The 17,759-nt window shown below is 72.8% G+C and carries 12 protein-coding genes; 1 reads left to right on the top strand and 11 read right to left on the bottom strand.

The window, feature by feature from the left end; genetic code table 11:
* Positions 1-14: 14 nt before the first annotated feature.
* The gene (locus tag HC031_RS25785; RefSeq protein WP_240942976.1) at positions 15-2,135 is read right to left on the bottom strand and encodes a prolyl oligopeptidase family serine peptidase; all 2,121 of its coding nucleotides are present in this window, start codon (positions 2,133-2,135) and stop codon (positions 15-17) included.
* A 192-nt stretch (positions 2,136-2,327) separates the two neighbouring features.
* Here HC031_RS25785 and HC031_RS25780 point away from each other — a divergent pair, with 192 nt between their 5' ends.
* Positions 2,328-3,125: an isocitrate lyase/PEP mutase family protein gene (locus tag HC031_RS25780; protein ID WP_167928008.1), complete on the top strand. Its 798-nt coding sequence runs from the start codon at positions 2,328-2,330 to the stop codon at positions 3,123-3,125.
* A 149-nt stretch (positions 3,126-3,274) separates the two neighbouring features.
* On the opposite strand, the gene HC031_RS25775 is transcribed toward HC031_RS25780, so the two are convergent.
* From HC031_RS25775 to folE, 10 genes are read right to left on the bottom strand one after another with little or no spacing between them, the layout of a single operon-like run.
* Positions 3,275-3,781 (bottom strand): NUDIX domain-containing protein, encoded by a 507-nt coding sequence (locus HC031_RS25775; protein ID WP_167928007.1) that lies wholly within the window; start codon positions 3,779-3,781, stop codon positions 3,275-3,277.
* Positions 3,782-3,789: 8 nt separating this feature from the next.
* Complete coding sequence (locus HC031_RS25770; protein ID WP_167928006.1) at positions 3,790-5,013, bottom strand: DegT/DnrJ/EryC1/StrS family aminotransferase; 1,224 nt, start codon at positions 5,011-5,013, stop codon at positions 3,790-3,792.
* Positions 5,014-5,035: 22 nt separating this feature from the next.
* Positions 5,036-6,052, bottom strand: a complete 1,017-nt coding sequence (locus tag HC031_RS25765) for an NAD-dependent epimerase/dehydratase family protein (RefSeq protein WP_205863250.1) — start codon at positions 6,050-6,052, stop codon at positions 5,036-5,038.
* Positions 6,045-7,403 carry a condensation domain-containing protein gene (locus HC031_RS25760; RefSeq protein WP_167928005.1) on the bottom strand — a complete coding sequence of 453 codons (1,359 nt, stop codon included), beginning with the start codon at positions 7,401-7,403 and terminating at the stop codon, positions 6,045-6,047. Before HC031_RS25760 ends, HC031_RS25765 begins: the two co-directional genes overlap by 8 nt.
* Positions 7,400-8,683, bottom strand: coding sequence for an MFS transporter (locus HC031_RS25755; protein ID WP_167928004.1), 1,284 nt, complete (start codon positions 8,681-8,683; stop codon positions 7,400-7,402). The genes HC031_RS25760 and HC031_RS25755 overlap by 4 nt, the downstream gene beginning before the upstream one ends.
* A complete protein-coding gene (locus HC031_RS25750) occupies positions 8,680-9,549 on the bottom strand; it encodes an alpha/beta fold hydrolase (protein WP_167928003.1) in 870 nt (289 codons plus the stop codon). Before HC031_RS25750 ends, HC031_RS25755 begins: the two co-directional genes overlap by 4 nt.
* Before the next feature lie 2 nt (positions 9,550-9,551).
* The gene (locus tag HC031_RS25745) at positions 9,552-10,100 is read right to left on the bottom strand and encodes a 6-pyruvoyl trahydropterin synthase family protein (protein ID WP_167928002.1); all 549 of its coding nucleotides are present in this window, start codon (positions 10,098-10,100) and stop codon (positions 9,552-9,554) included.
* 1 nt (position 10,101) lies between these two features.
* Complete coding sequence (locus tag HC031_RS25740; RefSeq protein ID WP_167928001.1) at positions 10,102-14,577, bottom strand: type I polyketide synthase; 4,476 nt, start codon at positions 14,575-14,577, stop codon at positions 10,102-10,104.
* Positions 14,574-16,433: a non-ribosomal peptide synthetase gene (locus tag HC031_RS25735; protein ID WP_167928000.1), complete on the bottom strand. Its 1,860-nt coding sequence runs from the start codon at positions 16,431-16,433 to the stop codon at positions 14,574-14,576. Before HC031_RS25735 ends, HC031_RS25740 begins: the two co-directional genes overlap by 4 nt.
* Positions 16,430-17,044: a GTP cyclohydrolase I gene (folE, locus tag HC031_RS25730; RefSeq protein ID WP_167927999.1), complete on the bottom strand. Its 615-nt coding sequence runs from the start codon at positions 17,042-17,044 to the stop codon at positions 16,430-16,432. The genes HC031_RS25735 and folE overlap by 4 nt, the downstream gene beginning before the upstream one ends.
* Between the last annotated feature and the right edge of the window lie 715 nt (positions 17,045-17,759).

Below are 17,759 nucleotides of genomic sequence, written 5' to 3'. Positions count from 1 at the left end.
GGGCACGATCTATCTCACTGGTGCTGGCCAGCCGTATCCGGTGGCGCATGGTGGTGGTGGTTGATGCGTAGATGCGCGGCGACGGAGGCATCGGCGCGCAGATGCGCGGCAAAGAAGGAAACGACGTCGGCGTAGTAGGCGAGGCGGCCGCTGCGGGTACGCTCGCCGTGGCCGACGCCGGCCTCATGGTGGAGCAGGATCGGGTCCGGGGCGGCCGTGGCGTGTTGCAGCGCGGCGGCCAGCTTGCGGGCGTGGCCCGCGTCGACGCGGCCGTCGTCGGCGAACGCCGTCAGCAGCACCGCCGGGTACCCGGTGTCCGGTACCACCCGGTGGTACGGCGAGTACCCGAGCAGCCACTCCAGTTCGGCCGGCTGGTCCCGCCGGCCGAACTCCTCGCGCCAGTACTCGCCGAGCCCGCTGAGTTCGTAGCGGGCCATGTCGGTCAGCGGCGCGGTGCAGGCGACGGCGGCGAACAGGTCGGGTCGCTGGGTCAGCGCGGCGGCGACGAGCAGCCCGCCGGCGCTCTGGCCGAACGCGCCGAGACCGCCGGGCTGCGTGTAACCGGCCTTGATCAGGTACTCGCCGGCGCCGAGGAAGTCGTCGATGCCCTGCTGCTTGTGCGCTCCGGCGCCGGCCCGGTGCCACTCCTCGCCCTCCTCGCCGCCGCCGCGTACGCAGGCGACGGCGAACAGCCCGCCGCCGGCGGCCCAGGCCAGCGCGGCGGCGTAGTAGTCGGCAACCTGCGGTTCGCCGAATGCCCCGTACGCCTGCACGATGGTGGGACGCGGCGCGTGACCGGCCGTCCCGTCCTCGCGCGGGCCCAGCAGCAGCAGCCGTACCGGCGTGCCGTCGGCGGAGCGGTAGGTGGTCTCGGTGGCGACCACGGCCGGCACCTCGGGCAGTGGCCCGGCCCGCCAGGGCGCACAGGCGCCGGTGCGCGCGTCGTAGTGGTACACCGTTTCCGGCGTGAGCCGGTCGGAGTAGCGAAACCACGCCTCGGGGCCGCCCTCCGGGCGCGCGGCGAGCTCGGAGACGATTCCCCGCCCGGGCAGGGTCACCTCGCCGAGGGTTGCCCCGCTGTCGAGCCGGTGCCGGGTGAGCACGGATCGGCCGGCCCGTGCTCGCCACACCAGCAGCTCCGGTACGGGCAGGTCGTCCACGATGGCCAGTGACTCGATGACGTCGACGGCATCCTCGGCGACCAGCGTCCGGGCCCGGACCTCCGGGTCGGCGGTCGGATCCACGACGAGGATCCGACCGCGTGGGGCGTCGGTGTCGGTGAACAGGTAGAGCAGCCCGTCGCGGTGCGGCCACACCGCGGTCCAGCCACCCTCGGCGTCGGCCAGGCGGCGCATCGCCGGGCGATCCGGCGACGTTGCCGCGAGGTCAGCCACCCACACCTGGGTGGTGTCGCCGAGCCCGACCGTCGCGGTGATCACCAGCCAGCGGCCGTCGGCGCCGATGACGAGATCGAACTCCTCCGCGTCCGCCGCCCCGTGGAAAACCTCGGCATCAGCGGCCGGATCAGCACCCAGTTCGTGCAGGTATACCCGCGGGCCGGCACCGCGGTCGCGCCAGTAGTAGAACGCCGCCCCGCCCGGCAGCCAGGCCACGCTCGTATAGCGGCAGCCCGGGATCGGGCCGTCCACATCGACGCCGGTATCGACATCGCGTACCCGCAGCGCGAACTCCTCGGTACCGCCGACCGCCAGCTCGTACGCCAGCAACGTCCCCTCGACCGAGGGTGCCCATGCGCCAAGGGCGGTCTCGCCGGTGGGATCGGTCGCCGCGGGATCGATCAACGTGCGCGGCTCGCTGCCGTCCTCCGCGACCAGCAGCGCGACGCGCTCGGCCTCGACTCCGAGGCGGGTGTAAAAGGCCCGCCCACCGCGCCATCGCGGTACCGAGAGAAGGTCGAACGCGGTCAGCTTGTGCAGCAGCTCCAGTACGGCCGGCCGGTCCGCCCAGCTGGCACGGGCCCGCTCGTACAGGTCCGCCTGCGCGTCGAGCCACTCCCGGGTGCGCGGGTCGTCCGCGTCCTCCAACCAACGGTACGGGTCGGCGACGGCTCGACCCCCGAGCACGTCCACGGTGTCCGCACGGTGGGCCCGCGGGTAGCTTCGGCTGGACAGCATTCTGGACAATCGGCTCCCCCTCGATCGCGGGAACCGTCCGGCAGGTCGGACGGCCAGCTGAAGGAATTCTTCGTGGTCAATGGAACGGCTGTCTGTCGTGAACCAGTCACTGCTGGTACCGGCGCGTAACCATTGCTGTGGCTTGGCGCAACTACACACAGACTTCCGCGTCGCGGCCGTAATGTGTACACCATGGACACTGCCCGGTTCCGCGCGCTCCATCACGGCGATCAGCCGCTGCTCCTGCCCAACGTCTGGGACTACGCCTCCGCGGCCGCCCTCGCCGCGCGCGGCTTCCCCGCCCTGGGCACCACCAGCCTGGGCGTCGCCGCAGCGGTCGGCGAACCCGACGCCACCGGAGCCACCCGGGACGACACGCTGCGGCTGGCCGAGCGACTGAGCCGGCTACCGGTCCTCCTCACGGTCGACATCGAGGGCGGTTTCAGCGACCGCCCCGAGGAGGTGGCGGCGTTCGGGGCCCGTCTGCGGGACACGGGCGTGGTCGGTATCAACGTCGAAGACGGCCGGCCCGATGACACGCTCGCGCCGGTCGACCACCACTACGACGTGGTGGCCGCCGTCAAAGAGCGGGTGCCGGAGCTGTTCGTCAACGCGCGCACCGACGTGTACTGGCTCGCCGCCGGCGCACGGCCGACGCCGGACGAGGCGATCGCACGGGCCTCGGCCTACGTGCGCGCCGGCGCGGACGGCGTGTTCGTCCCGGGCCTGCCGGACGACGCCGTCGCCGCGATGGTCGCGGCGGTGCCCGCGCCGCTGAACGTGCTGTACCGACCCGGCGGGCCCACTTACCGTGACCTGGCCGCGTTCGGGGTGCGTCGGATCAGCTACGGCTCACTGCTGTTCCGCGCGGCCCTGCAGGCCGCAGTGGCAGCCGCCGTGGACGTCGCCGAGGGCCGGCCGGCCGCGCCCGACGCGCCCAGCTACGCCGACGTTCAGCACCTGATCATGGGCGGCCCCGCGGATGCCTGACCCTCGGCCGGCGGCGAGGCGAGCGTCCAGTTCGCTCTGCCCGCGCACCGCGGCGACCCGCCCCGCCGGGACCGAGGATCGAAACCGACGGCGACCAGCGCGTGCACGGAGTCGCGTGGCGAGGGCCGGGTGGGCCGTGCCGGGCGTCGTCACCCGGCCGTCCCCGCGTACCCGGTGGCCCCGGCCCACGTGGCGCCCCGGTTCGACAGCCACCGCCGGTACGCCTCGACGATGGGTCGCTCCGGTGAGATGACCTCCGGGGGTAGTTCGTCAGGGGCGAAGAAGACGGCCCGCGCGGCCTCGCCCGGGTCGACGACGATACGCGCGCCGGCCGGGAACGCCGTCAGGTAGGCGGCGGTGACGTTGAAGACCTCGTCGCCGTTGGGGTACCGGTAGTGGTACTCGGCGCCGGAGAAGACCCCGAGCAGTGACAGTTCCCCCAGGTCGAGTCCCAGTTCCTCGCGCGCCTCCCGCCGTCCGGTCTCCTCGAAGGACTCACCGGGCTCCATGAAGCCGCCGGGTAGCCCCCATCCACCAGTGTCGACGCGCTCGATGAGCAACAGCCGGTCGTCACCGTCAAGGATCAGGACCGAGGTGCCGGGAAGGATCAGGGGCCGGTTGCCGACCAGCGCACGCAGTGCGGCGATGTAGTTCACGCTCTACCTCACAGGTTCGTCGGATCCGGCGCGCCGATGCCCACCGGGGCGGACTCGCCGATGAGGTCGGCGGCCTGCTGGATGGTGCGGATGGCCTCGCAGATCCGGTCAACCACATCGGCTGACAGGTGCGAGTACAGCGGAAGGGTGAGGACGCTCGCCGCCAGTGTCTCGGTCTCCGGCAACGATACCGACGGAGTCACCTGCCGGTACGCCCGCTGCCGGTGCACCGGCGGGTAGAAGTAGCACCGGGTAGCGACCCGCTCGGCGGACAGACATGCGGCCAGCCGGTCACGGGACATGCCAAAGTGGCTCTCGTCGATGCGGATCGTGAGGTCCTTGGCCGAGCTGAGCGCGCCCTCCGGTACCTGTTGGAAGGTGACACCGGGAACGTCGGCGAGGTTGGCCCGGTACCGGAGCGCCGTGGCTCGACGGCGCTCCAGCCACTGCGGGAACTCGGCGAGGCTCGCCCGGCCGAGCAGCGCCGACAGCTCCGGGAGCCGGGCGTTGAGCCCGACGAAGGCGCTGTCGTAGTCGCCCGGGTTGCCGTACTCGCGGGCGACGCGCAGCTCCCGCGCGAGGTCGCCGTCGTTCGTCGTGACCAGTCCACCCTCGCCCGCCGACAGCTGCTTGGTCGGGCTGAGGCTGAACACCTCGGCGGTGCCCCCGGTGCCCACGGCGGTACCGTCCGGATACTTCGCTCCGAAGCCGTGCGCGGCGTCGAACAGCAGCGGCACCCGGTGCCGGACGGCGACCGCCGACAACGGCGGCACGGCGCACGGTGCGCCGAAGGTGTGTACCGCCAGCACCGCGGCGACCGCGTCGCCCGCCGCGCCGACCGCACCGGCGGCGGCCGAGTCCGGGTCGACGGTCCACGTCGCCGCGTCCACGTCGACGAAGCGGATGCCGAGCCGGTTCCACGCGACCGCGTGAGCGGTGGCCATGAAGGTGAAGCTGGGCAGCACGACGCTGCCCCGCAGCCCGAGGCAGCGCAGCAGCAGCATCAGCCCGACCGTGCAGTTGCTGACCGCGACAGCGTGCCCGACGCCGAGGAACCCGGCGACCTCCGCTTCGAACTCGCGCACGTGCCGGCCATTGGTCAGCATTGCGGAGTCCAGCACGTCCCGCACGCGGCGCAGGAGCGGCTCCGCGGGCGGAGTCGTCGGCCGCGACACCGGCACCTGCTCGGCGAACGCGGGCTCACCGCCCAGGATTGCCGGGTACGTTCTCACGGTGCCTCCCCTCCCCGCGCGCTCAGACCGCGAGCCGCGCGGCCGACCTCGCGATCAGATAGTTGCTGTACTGCGCCGCGTCGATGTCGTCGAACTGTCCGGACCGCAGCGCCGCCACCACCTCGTCGATGCTCTCCCGCACTCCGAACGCCCGATGGAAGGACAGCTCCCGCCGGACGGCGTCGAAGTTCACCCGGTAGTTGCGGGTGTCGGCGACGGCGCCCTGCACGGTTGTGTGCGCCTCGGGTACGGCGTTGACGACCAGATCCGCGATCTCCCGGAGCCGGAAGTTCTGGTCACCGGAGCCGCAGTTGTAGACGCGGACGCCGGGGCGCCGCTCGTTGGCCGTGAGCACCAGCGCCACGGCCCTCGCCGCGTCACGGACGTGGAGGAAGGGCCGCCACTGGCGGCCGTCGTGCACCGTGATCGCCCGCCGCTGTACGGCGTCCGCGGTCATCCGGTTGATCGCGAGGTCGAAGCGCATGCGCGGGGACAGTCCGTGCAGCGTGGCGAACCTCAGGATCGTCGTGGAGCAGGTGCCGGCCGGTAGGGAGAGCAGGTGGTGCTCGGCCATCACCTTGCTGCGCGCGTACTCGGACCGCGGGTTGAGCGGAGATCCCTCGTCCACCTCGGCGTCATCGGTCATCCCGTAGTTGCTGCAGGTCGAGGCGAACACGAGGGTGCGTACCCCGTACCGGCGGCACGCCTGAGCGACCCGGATCGTCCCCAGGTAGTTGACCTCCCAGGCCAGTTCGGGGTCGACCGCGCACGCGGGGTCGCCGACGATCGCGGCCAGGTGCACGACGCTGTCGACGTCGGCCAGCAGGTGCTCCCACTCCGCCGGGTTCCGCACGTCGCCGGTGACCCGCATGGCGTCCGGCGCCACGCCGACCACCGGTACCAGGCCGTTGTCCAGCGCGACGACCTCGTACCCCTCATCGGCCAACAGTCTGGTCAGCACGCGGCCCAGGTAGCCGCAGCCCCCGGTGACCATGACCCGCTGACGCGCCCCGGTGGTCCGTAGTGTCGCCCTAGTCACCGGCCAGCTCACCCACCCGCTGGTCCCCGTCGGCAACCATCGCCTCCAGCAGCCGGACGACCCGCGCCCCGAGCGCGGCCGCGCGGGGAGCGTCGCTGGGTGGTCCGCCGAAGAAGGCCTTCACCCAGGACCGTGCCGGCTCCAACGAAAACCGCAAGGTGGTGCAGGTGATGGCGCGTCCGGGCGTGAAGTCGCCGATCAACTCCGGGGCCCAGGCGGCGGTCGGCGCCTCCCACTCCTCGGCGGTGTCAGAGTCGGACACCGTGACGTGCAGTTGCACGTACTCGGCACCGGGGGTGAGCAGCGCTGCCCGCAGCGGCTCGACCGCCTCCACCAGGTCCGGCACCGCGGCCTGGTGATGCCGCAGTGCACCCAGGCAACTGCGCGCCACCTGCTGCGCCTGCTCGGCCAGGGTTCGCTCGGGTGAGACGTGGCACGCGACCGGGCGGTCGTTGACGAAGTTGCCGACCAGGTGCGCCATGGCCGGATCGCGACGGGTGGAGACGGGCGTGAACAGCAGCGTGTCACGCGACCCGGTCCGCCGCCAGAGCGCGATCGCGGCGGCGGTCGCCACGACCGCGAACGGCGTCACGTGCAGCGCGCGCGAGAGGCCCATCACCCGCCGGTACAGGTCGGGGTCGGGTCGGACCAGGTCGTAGCGGATCCGGCGCTGCCCCTGCGTACCGGCCGCGCCAAGGTCGCTCCCCCTCGACGGGCCGACACCGTCGAGCGTCCGGCACCAGAACTCGATCTCCTGCCGCAGCCGGGCCGCAAGCCCCGGTGAGGAGGTCCTGGCCCGGCACAGGTCGAGGTAGGACAACGGCAGCGGCGCGAGCGACGCCGACCGGTCGCTGCCGGTGGCGCGCACGAGCCGGACGAACTCGTCGACGAGCACGTCGCAGGAGGTGCCGTCGGACATCAGGTGGTCGACGGTGAAGAGCAGGACCCGCCGCGCCCCGCCGAGGTCCACCAGCTCGAAGTGGGTCAGCCCCGGCACGTGGCGGTCCATTCGTAGCTCGGCGAGTTCCTTGGTGCGCCGTGCGATCCAGGCCCCTTCGGCTGGCGCCACCGTGTGCGCGACCGTTACCGGTTCGCCGGACGCCGGCGCGCAGACCTGGCGGCCGGAGGCGTCCCGGTCCAGCGCCGCGCGCAGGGCGGCGTGGCGGCCGACGAGGACCGCCAGCGACTCCCCGACCGCGGTCGCACCGACGTCGGGCGGCACCTCGACGGCGACGACATTGTTGTCGGCGACGCCGAGCCCGAACAGCTCGTCGTAGAACAGCATGCTGCGTTGCTCGGCGCTCAGTGGCAGCCCGGCGTCCACAACCGTCTCTCGTCCCGCGGCGTTCACTGCACACCCCGGACGCGCCGGAAGGCCAACAGACTGATCATGAGTACGCCCGCGGCGAGCTGACCGGTCGCGATGAGTGTGCCGGTCGCGGCGAGCGGCGCGACGGCGGACGCCAACGTGTACCCGAGCGGCATGAAGATCATCACCCCAAAGCTGTCGAAGCTGAAGACCCGCGACAGCTTGTCCTGCGGGACGACCTGCATCAGCAGCGTCTCCCACAGCGCCGCCCCGTACCCACCCAGCAGGCCGCGCACGACCGCCAACCCGACAGCCGCCGGGACCGACGGCAGGAGTACGAGAACCGCGCACACGACATGGCTGGCCGTCCAGATCGAGTACACGAGCACGGCCCGCCGCTGTCCCGGCCGCAGCCAGGCGTAGCAGAGGGCACCGAGGGCGGATCCGACGCCCACCGCGGCGTTGAACGCGCCGAGCGTGCCGGCATTGCCGTGGAAATGCTCGCTGACGAGCTTGGGCATCAGGACCTGGGTCGGCCCTTCCGAGATCATGAGCGCCACCGCGGCGACCGGGATGGAGACCAGCAGCGGCACCGTGAGCACGTACCGGGCGCCCTCGAGGATGCCCCGCAACGGATTCTCGGGGACGGCCAGCGTACGCGGCGGCGCCGGCGAGGCGCGTCCGGCGAGCAACGCGGCGGCGAGAAACGAGGCCGCGTTGAGCCCGAAGACGGTGGCCGGCCCGGCCGCGGCGTACAGGACACCGCCGAGGAGCGGACCGACGATGCCGCCGGCCGCCCGGACGAAGCCGACCAACGCGTTGGCCGACGGCACCAGGTGCGGACGCACCAGCAGCGGGACGAGGCCGGCGAACGCCGGCGAGAACAGCCCGTCGAACAGCCCGGCCACCAGAGCGACGGCCATCAGCCCTGGCAGGGACGCGGTGCCCGTCACCGTCATGGCGGTCAGCGCCGCCACCGCCCCGAACCGCCCCAGGTCCGAAACGATCATGAGGCGCCGCCGGTCGTACCGGTCCGCGAGCGCGCCGCCAAGCAGGAGGCTGCAGAGCGTCGCGACCGCGAGGGCACCGAGCACGAGGCCGACCGACCGGGCGGAGTGCGCCACGCTGAAGCTGAACCAGGTGAGCACGGTCAGGTACGCGCCGTCACCGACGAGCGACAGCGCCTGGCCGGTGAACACGAGCCGGAAGTCACGTTCCCGCAGCGCACCCAGTCGCTCCCGGCGCCGGTCGGTGGGGCCGGCCGCCGTGTCCCGCCCGTTCGGGGAGGTCGGGTCGCCCGTGGTGAGCTGTCCGTCGGTCACGGTAGAGCTCCATCGTCGACGAGCCGTGCGAGGTCACTCAGCACGGCGGCCGTGTCGCGAGGCCGGTCCACGTGCGGGGAATGGCCGGCGCGGGGAATCACGGCGAGGTGGCACCGCCCGACCACGGCGGCTGCCAACCGCTGCGCATCCGGTCCACTCAGGAATGTGCTGGCCGTACCTCGGACGATGAGGATCGGCACCGCCGCCGCGGCCAGGGCGGCCCTGACCGCCGCGACCCTTGCCGGGTCACCCGCTCCCGGGGCCCGGACGGCGGCCGCGCGTACCGGTACCGCCTCGGCCCACAGCCCGGACGCCACCGTGCGGAGCGTCGTGGCGGCGGCGGCCGGGTAGATCTCCCGGAGGGCCTGCTCGATCCGGTCGGGCCCGCCCGGTGGCGCGGCGGCGCGCGAGTGCCGCTGCGCGGACGGTACGGGCGGTCGCGCCGGGCGAGTCTCGGCCACGCAGCCGAAGTGCGCGGGCACCGGCTCCACCAGCGCCAGTGCCCGGACGCCGGGAAGGTGCCCGGCCAGCAGCACGGCCAGGGCGGCGCCCGCCGAGTGGCCGAGGAGCACCAGCGGCATCCGCCGGCGTGCCTGCTCCGCCAGCCGGTCGAGCAGTTCCCGGGTCCGCGCGAGGGTACCCGGTGGCGCGGCGCACGCCTCGGCCAGCGCGGCCAGATCTGCGCAGTCCAGGCCTACCCCGGCGGCGCCGAGCCAGCGCGCGACCGGCACCCAGAACGCGCCCGTCTGCCCCCAACCCGGCAGCACCAGCCAGTCCTGCTGCCCCCGGCCGGCCCGCGTGGGCAGCACCGGCCGGATCCCGCCGGTCGCGACGTCGGCGGAGCCACCGTCGGTACAGGTGCCCACGCTCAGTCGACCGTTCCGTCAGTACCGGCGACGAGTGTGACCGCGTTCTTGCGGGATTCCCGGGCGCAGACCCGGGTGACGCGGACCCGGCCGCCCGTCCGGTCGCGGACGATGCGGTCGGCGTGCTCGAGTGCCCACTCGGCGGCGCCCTCCATGCCGGTGTTCGCCATGATCCGCAAGTCGACCACGCCCCGGCGCCCGAGCTGCTCGAACAGTTCCCGCTCCGGGTCGTTCTCCGCGACCAGGGTGGTGTGGTCGAACTGGTCGCTCAGCAGCCGGCGCACCTCCTTCAGGTCACCGAAGTCCACGACGAAACCGGTCGCCGGGTCCAGCTCCGCGCACGCGAACTCGATCTCGAAGGAGCGCTCGTACCCGTGCAGGAAGGCGCATTTGCCGCCGTGCGCCCAGGACCGGTGGCAGCACGGCAGGTCGTCGAAAAGCTTGCGCACCCTGAAGTCCGCGGCGGGACGACGGATGGCCGGCCGTCCGGCAACCGCGACGGCCGCCTCCTCCGGCGTCCGCCGCGGCTCGCCCTGGTCGCGATCGAGCATGTCACTTCCCTCCCGCCGCGGCCGGGGCCGGGCGCCGGTCCCGCAGCCGCCTGATCTCGGCGGCCATCGCCGCCACCGTGGGGTTCTCGAACAACGTGATGACCGACAGCACCGCGCCGCTGTGCTGGCTCAACCGGTACGCCAGCGCGACACCCAGCAACGAGTCGCCGCCCAGGGCGAAGAAGTTGCTGTCCGGGCCGACGTCGTCCCTGCCGAGGATGTCGCGCCAGATCCGCGCCACCTCGAGCTCGATGTCGTCGGAGCGCTCGTCGGACGACCCGGCCGGGTCCGATGTAGGCGCTGCCTCCGGGCCGGTCGCCCCGTCGTGCCGGGCGACGGTCAGGTCGACCCATTGCGCTACCCGGGCCTCGAAGTCGGCTGTCGAGATGAGGATCTGGTGCGGCTCGGTCAACTGCATCAGTCGGGCGTAGATCTCGGCGCCCTCGCTCGGCCGCACCGCGATCTCGGCGACCACCCCGAAGTCCGGCGAGGCGAACGACGGTGCGATGACCGACTGCTGGGTGTCGTCGTCGCGCTCGCGGAAGATCCACCCGTCCCAGTTGACGCTCATCCACGGGAGGTCGTCGTTGCGGTGTCGCTCGGCGAACGCGTCCATGAACGCGTTGCCTGCCGTGTAGGCGTAGAAGCCGAGCCCGCCCAGCTGGGCCGAGAGCGACGACTGCATCAGGACGAAGTCCAGCTTGCGACCGCGGATGAACTCCGAGAGCACCACCGTTCCGTCGACCTTGGGCCGCAGCCGCCGGGCGCAGTCCTCCCGCGAGGTGTCGTCGAGCCCGCGGAACGCCCGCTGCGTCTCGAACACTCCGGCCGCGTGCACCACGCCGTTGAGCTCGCCGAAGCGCTTCTCGATCTGTGCGAAGAGCGCCCGGGTCTGCTCCGAGTCGGCCGCGTCGCAGCGTACCGCCAACACCTCGCCTCCGAGCTCGACCAGCTTGCGGATGCGTCGGACCCGCTCGGCCAGCAGCGGGTCGGCGGGGAGGCTGGCCGGATCGCCATCCCACGCGGTGTCCGGAACCGTCTCGAGACCGGTCAGGATCAACCGGGCGCGGCAGGTACGCACCAGGTACTCGGCGAGCGTCATGCCGATCCCGCCCAGCCCGCCGGTGATCAGATACACGCCCCGGTCCCGCAGCCGGAGCGGGGTCTCGCCGGCCGGAACCTCGGGAAGCACGTCGCGCTCGTAGCCACGCACCCAGCGCGCGCCCTGCCCGAAGGTCACCGCCTTGTCGTACGCCGGGTGCAGCAGCTCGGCCAGCAGCTCACCGGTGTCCACCCGCCCGTTCGGGTCGAGCAGGCCGCCGACGTCCAGCGTCCGGGCCGACATGAACGCGAAGTCCTGGGGGATGACCAGCGCCGGGCCGAGCAGCAGAGCGCGCTCGGGGATGGTCTGCTCGGAGGTCGGCACGAGCGCGTGGATCCCCCGGGCGACGATGTCCAGGTGCACGTGGCGGGCGCCCTGTTGGGTGGCCATCTCCTGGAGGGTGTGCAGAATCGGGTAGAACCCCAGGTCCAGTTCCCGCTCGATGGTGGCCATTCGGCCGGCCAGGTCGCCGGCGTCCGGCAGGTCCCCGGCGCACGACAGGTGCACGATCCGGTCGATGGGGTGCCGGTCGAGCCCCAGCCCGCGCACCATCGCCTTGACCGAGGCCTCGTCCCCGGGGGTGACCGTGACGACGCCGTCGGCCGCCGGGCCGAAGCCGACCAGTTCGCAGTCCACCCCGCGTTGGCGCAGCCGCCCGACGACGGGGGCCGCCAGGCCGTCCGCGTCCACGAAGACCAGCCAGCGCTGCCCCGCGACGTCCTCGGTCACCGGTCCGCGCCGCTTCATCCGCCAACTCGGCTGGTACGCCCAGCGGGCCAGCGAGCGCTCCCGGCGCACCAGGCGGCGCCGTGCCCCGCCGGACCCGTCGGGGCGCTCGGCCACCAGGTCCTTCGCGTGCCGGGTCCGGTCGAAGGCCCGTGGCACCAGCGGGATCAACCGCCGGTCCGTTGCACCCGGCGTCGCGGGATCGACGCCGATTCCCCGGCTCCACAGCTGCGCCAGGGCCAACAGGTAGCTTTCGCGCACCGGGTGACCGGTCTCGTGCAGCAGCACCGTCTGGGTAGGGGCGACGCCCCCGTCGGTCAACGCCCGGGCAAGGAAGCCGTCCCCGCTGAGGTCGACCACGTGGCAGCCGGCGACGACCCCCATGGCCGCCGCGCGGTCCGCCACCCGGGTGAAGTCGACAGGGCCGGCCAGGTGCCGGCCCCAGTACCCGACCGGCTTGTGCGAAGCCGCGGCGGTCGCCAGGAACCGGTTGTCGGCGCGCAGGTCGGTCCGGGCTGCGGCCTCGTCCAGCAGCCGCGCGGCCGGGTCCAGCAACGGCGAGTGATACGGGATGCCGAGGTCGAGCCGCCGGTGCCGCAGCCCGGCGGCGTCGAGCCGGCGCAGCACCTCCCCGATGTCCGACTCGGCGACGGCGAGCACATGGCGTCGCGCCGACACCCGAATCGCAACCGGTACGTTGGGCACCGTCTCGGCCAGCCGCTCACGCTCGCCGTCGACCAGGATCATGTCGCCGGCCGGCGCCCCCGCTGCCAGGATCCGGCCGCGCTCGACCACGAGTCGGACGGCGTCGGAACCCGCAAGGGCGCCCGCCGCGGCCGCCGCCGCGTACTCCCCCAGCGAGTAGCCCGCGAACGCGGCCGCGGTCAAGCCACGGGAACGCAGCTGGTCGACAACCGCCAGCCCGATCGAGACGTGCAGGCCGTGCGCCGCCGGCAGCCGCAGCTCGCGCGGCGCGGCCAGCGCCTCGGGCAGGCCCGGCACCGTCGGGTCCACCCGCCGCACCTGCGCCCAGTACGTGTCGAGCGCACGCGTGAACTCCTGCTCCCAGCCGTACATACCGGCAGCGAGCGGGCCGAGGTCGGTGCCCTGGCCGGGGAGGAGCACGAGCACGTCGCCCGGGGCGTCACTCCACGCCTCGGCGACCCGGCCGCCGCGGCCCTCGAGCGCGTCGGCGAGCGCCGGCCGGTCGTCGGCGACGACCGCGTACCGGTACGCACCGTCGGTCCGGCCCTCGTGCAGGGTGTGCGCGACGTCCGCGAGGTCGATCGAGGGATCCGCGCGCAGCTGCGCCGCTAGTCGTCCGGCGCTGGCCAGGCACGAGTCCGGCCCGGCCGACGACAGCGTCACCAGCACAGAGCCTCGCGCCGGCCGACGCTCCGGTTGTGTGCCGGCGGCATGCCCGGAAACCACCACGTGCACGTTGGTGCCGCCGAAACCGAAGGAACTGACGCCGGCCACCCGCTGCGCCGGCGGCAACGGGATGGGCAGCGGTTCGCTGGGCAGCCGCGCCCCGAGGTCGACGGCTGTGGGCGTCGGGTCGTCGAGGTTGGCGCACGGCGGGACAACCCCCCGCCGGACGACCTCACAAGCCTTGATCAGGCCCACCACGCCGGCTCCCACCCGCAGGTGACCAAGGTTCGCCTTGACCGAGCCCAACGCGGTCGGCGGGGTGGCGCCGAAGACCTGGCGGAGGGCGTTGATCTCGCTGCGGTCGCCAAGGTCGGTACCTGTCCCGTGGCACTCGACGTAGGTCACTTCGGCCGGGTCAACCCCGGCTACGGCGAGCGCCTGCGCGATCACGTCCGCCTGCCGCCCGGCGCGGGGTGCGGTGAACGACGCCTTCTGATCGCCGTCGTTGTTCGCGGCCGAGCCGCGCAGGACGGCCCGCACCGGCCAGCCCCGCGCCTGGGCGAGCTCCCAGGCGGCCAGCACGACCAGTCCCCCGCCGGAGCCGAACACGGTGCCGGTGGCGTGCCGGTCGAACGGGCGACACACGCCGTCGTTGGACAGGATCCCGCCGTCCTGGTACAGGTAGCTCGTCGGTTGGGGCACCTCGACGTCCATGCCGCCGGCCAGCGCCACCTCGCACTCGCCGCCGAGAATCGCCTGCGCGGCCAGGTGCACCGCCAGCAGCGACGAGGAGCAGGCCGAGCCGACCGAGACCGCCGGCCCGGTCAGGCCGAGCTTGTACGCGATCCTGGTCGCGGCGTAATGACCGTCCCCACCGAGCAGCGCCGGGAGCGACTCCGCTCCGGACGCCGGCTGCCAGGTGTTGAGCAGGTATCCGCTGAGCCCCACCGAGGCGTACACCCCGACGTCACACGGCAGCCGGTCGGGCCGCACGCACGCGTCCTCCAGCGCCTCGACCGCGCACTCCAGCAGGAGCCGCTGCTGCGGGTCAATCTCGGCCGCCTCCCGCGGGGAGTAGCCGAAGAACGCCTCGTCGAACAGGTCGTACCCGGAGAGCACGCCGTAGGCGTGGACCCGGTCGCCGGAGGTCGCGCCGACGTTCGTGGAGGCGCGGGTCACCACGTCCCGGCCGTTTACGACGATGTCCCATAGGCCGGCCACGTCGTCGGCGCCGGGGACCCGGCACGCGTACCCGACCACAGCCACCTGCCCGCTCATCGCAGTCCTCCTTCTTGCCGGTGCCGAAGTCGCGCCTGCCGGCGCCTCGCCGCCGCGTCCCCGGCCGCCGCCCGCGGCGAGGGGACACGCGCCGGTCGCGGGCCGCTGCGTAACGCCTCGATCTGCAGCGCGAGGCGCGGGTTGTCGAAAAGGAACTCGGGGGTGACCTCACGGCCCAGCAGCCGGCTCAGCTGCGCGGCCACCGCCACCACGCCGATGGAGTCGACGCCGAGTTCGAAGATGTTGACGTGGCGCGCGGCGCCCGCGCCGAGTACCGCGGCCCAGGCCCGGTCCACCTGCTCCGCCACCTCGTCGCCCGCCCCGCCCGGCGACGTGGCGGGTTCCCCGGACGGGGCGACGCCGACCCTGGCCAGCCGGCGCGGGTCCGCCTTGCCATTGGGCAGCGTGGGAAGCGCGGGTACGACAAGCAGCCGAACGGTCATCGGCGCACCGACGAGGGCGGTGATCCGCCGACGCAGGCGCACGGCCAACCCGGGGTCGGCGGCGGCGGGCACCACGGCCGCCAGCAGGCAGCGGAGGCGGACGCCGTCGGCGTCCGAGCCCTCATCGAGCAGGACCGCCGCCTCCGCGACCTGTGCATCCGCGCGCAGGTGCCGCTCGACCGCGTCCAACTCCAGCCAGCGGCCGCCGACCTTCACCCGACGGTCGGCCCGGCCCAGGACGTGCAGTCCGCCGTCCGCGCCCCACCGCCCGAGATCGCCAGTGCGGTACTCCACGTGCTCTCGGCCGTCGACCAGCCGGCGGCGGAAGCGCCGCGCGTCCTCGACGGGGTCCAGGTACCCGCCGGCGACCGTCGGGCCACTCACGCAGATCTCGCCCACCGCGACCCGGTCGGTCGACGGGACTGCCCGGCCGTCCGGCTCTCTGACCACCACTTCGACACCGGGCAGCGGACGACCGACGAAGCCGTCGGCGGCGCGCACCTCCTCCGCGGGGACGCGCGCGACGGTGATCTGTCCGGACGTCTCGGTGGCGGCGTACGTGTTGACGACCGTCACCGCATGCCCGCCGGGCAGCCGGAACAGCCTGTCCACGGGCGCACGGTGCATCGGTTCCCCGCTCAGCAGCACGTGCGAGGGCAGGGGCACCGCGACGTCGCGCTCGAGGCGCCGCACCAGCAGCGCCAGTTCCGACGGGGTGAGGCAGACGACGCGGGGGCCGCCAGCGCCCAGCGCGACCAGCAGCCCGTCGAGAGTGAGTGGCGACTCCCGCTCGACGATGGTCAGCTCGCCGCCGAACGTAATCGCCCCGAGGATCTCGCACATCGCGAACCCGAAGGTCAGCGGATGCAACTGCGTCCACCGGGCGGCCGGGGGTACGGTCGACCCGAGCAGGTCGTGCAGCGCACCGAACACGTGACGCAGGCCGCCCCTGGTGACGACGGTCTCCTTCGGCTCGCCGGTGCTGCCGGAGGTGCTCATGACGTATGCCGCCCCGTCCCCTTGGCGGCCGGGCAAGGGGGGCGGCGCGGCGGCGGCCGGGGCGTCGATCGGCGTGAGCACCCACCGCCCGTGAGTGTCGTGTCCGAGCACCCCGCACAACCTCTCCCGAAGCCGGGACCCCAGCCACTGCGGCTCGTCGACCACGACGAAGGCGCATCTCGCCGCGAGCACCGCCAGCACGTCGATGACGGTCCGCGCCGAACGCGCCGCGGGTACCCCGACGAGGCTCCCCACGCCGACGCCGCGGGAAGCCAGAAAGGACGCCCCGGCCCGTACCCGGTCGGCCACGTCGGCGTGCGTGAGCGTCTGGTCGGCCGCCCGGATGGCGACCTGGTGGGGGTGCACCGGCCGGCCGATCAACCCCAGGCACAACGCGGCCAGATCGTGCGTCAACACGCCACCCCGACCGCCCGCGACCGATCGGCCTCGATGGCGCTCAGGAACTCGCGCCGACGCTCGGGGTCCTGCCGCAGCACGCCGCGCATGGCCGTGGTGGTCGTCCAGGAACCGACGGCCCGTACACCACGCACGGCCATGCAGCTGTGCTGAGCATCGATCACCACGCCGACGCCGACGGGCTCGACGTTCTTCTCCAGCCACTCCGCGATCTGCCAGGTCACCCGCTCCTGGACCTGGAATCCGCGGGAGCAGAACTCGACCACCCGGGCCAGCTTCGACAGGCCGAGAATCCGATCGCCGGGCAGGTATGCCACATGCGCCAGCCCGGTGAACGGCAGCAGGTGGTGCGCGCACAGGGATCGGAAGGGGATCGCCCGGACCAGGACGAGTTCGTCGTAGCCCTCGCTGTTGGGGAACGTCGTGGCCTCGAAGTCCTGTGGCACGAGCAACTCCCGGTACGCCGCCACCACGCGGCGGGGGGTCTGCTGCAGCGCCTCGTCATCGAGATTGGCACCGAGCGCGGATAGCAGGGACGCAACCGATCTCTCGGCGGCAGGGACGTCGACCAGAGCCGATGATTCGATGGACGGACCACAGTTATTCAATCCACCACTCCCCGTTGTACGGCGAAATGTCGAGCCCGTAAACCCGACCGGTGGCGGGCAGCGATTACCCGCGAAACGACGGACGGAATTTCTCGATGTCGGTGGTTGCGGCAGGACACGAAGTGGTCGCGGTACCGCTGGCAAATATCACCAGCACCAATCAGTCAGTGCGCGGACCACGCCGATAGAAAACCGCTAGGAGCGCCAGTGCAGCGTCCTCGACTACGTCTGCCAAAAGGCCGAAGCAAAAGACCACCCCCGTGTATTGCTTCTGCTCCCCGAAGCTAGCAAACGTCAATTCCATCCTCAACAATGAATGTTTACAGTACGCAGAGTGACCGCGACGCGCGGCCAGGAGTGGCACCGCGGCCGGCGGGCGTACCACCGCCCGCCGCCCGCGCACCCGGCGACGGATCGCCCCGACCGCCGCCCACCTGCTCCTTGCAGGGGCCCAGCGATCGACCAACCACGGCGCCGGGCACCGGTCCGGCTCACCCTGGAGTTGAGGCTGGTGCCCGGAACGGGCGAGATCCCGACCATCTCCAGCACGTTCGGTATATCGACAGCCCTCTACGCCATGGTGACACATTCGAGTGACGCTGGTCACATCTGGGTTCGACGCCGGGGCACCTTCGGCCGTAAGCGCCGGTCCGGTCCCCGCCAGCCAGCCGTCGTGCGGAGCGCCCTACGCCCTTGTGAACGGGCCCCATTCACC

Origin of the sequence: Planosporangium thailandense (assembly GCF_011947195.1) — a bacterium.
GTDB classification, from domain to species: Bacteria; Actinomycetota; Actinomycetes; order Mycobacteriales; family Micromonosporaceae; genus Planosporangium; species Planosporangium thailandense.
This window is presented reverse-complemented; position numbering and strand designations above follow the sequence as displayed.

What these genes read in the sequence shown, in the direction of transcription:
- HC031_RS25785 (WP_240942976.1), bottom strand. Translation starts at nt 2,135, where the DNA reads ATGCTGTCCAGCCGAAGCTACCCGCGGGCCCACCGTGCGGACACCGTG.
- HC031_RS25780 (WP_167928008.1), top strand. Translation starts at nt 2,328, where the DNA reads ATGGACACTGCCCGGTTCCGCGCGCTCCATCACGGCGATCAGCCGCTG.
- HC031_RS25745 (WP_167928002.1), bottom strand. Translation starts at nt 10,100, where the DNA reads ATGCTCGATCGCGACCAGGGCGAGCCGCGGCGGACGCCGGAGGAGGCG.
- HC031_RS25740 (WP_167928001.1), bottom strand. Translation starts at nt 14,577, where the DNA reads ATGAGCGGGCAGGTGGCTGTGGTCGGGTACGCGTGCCGGGTCCCCGGC.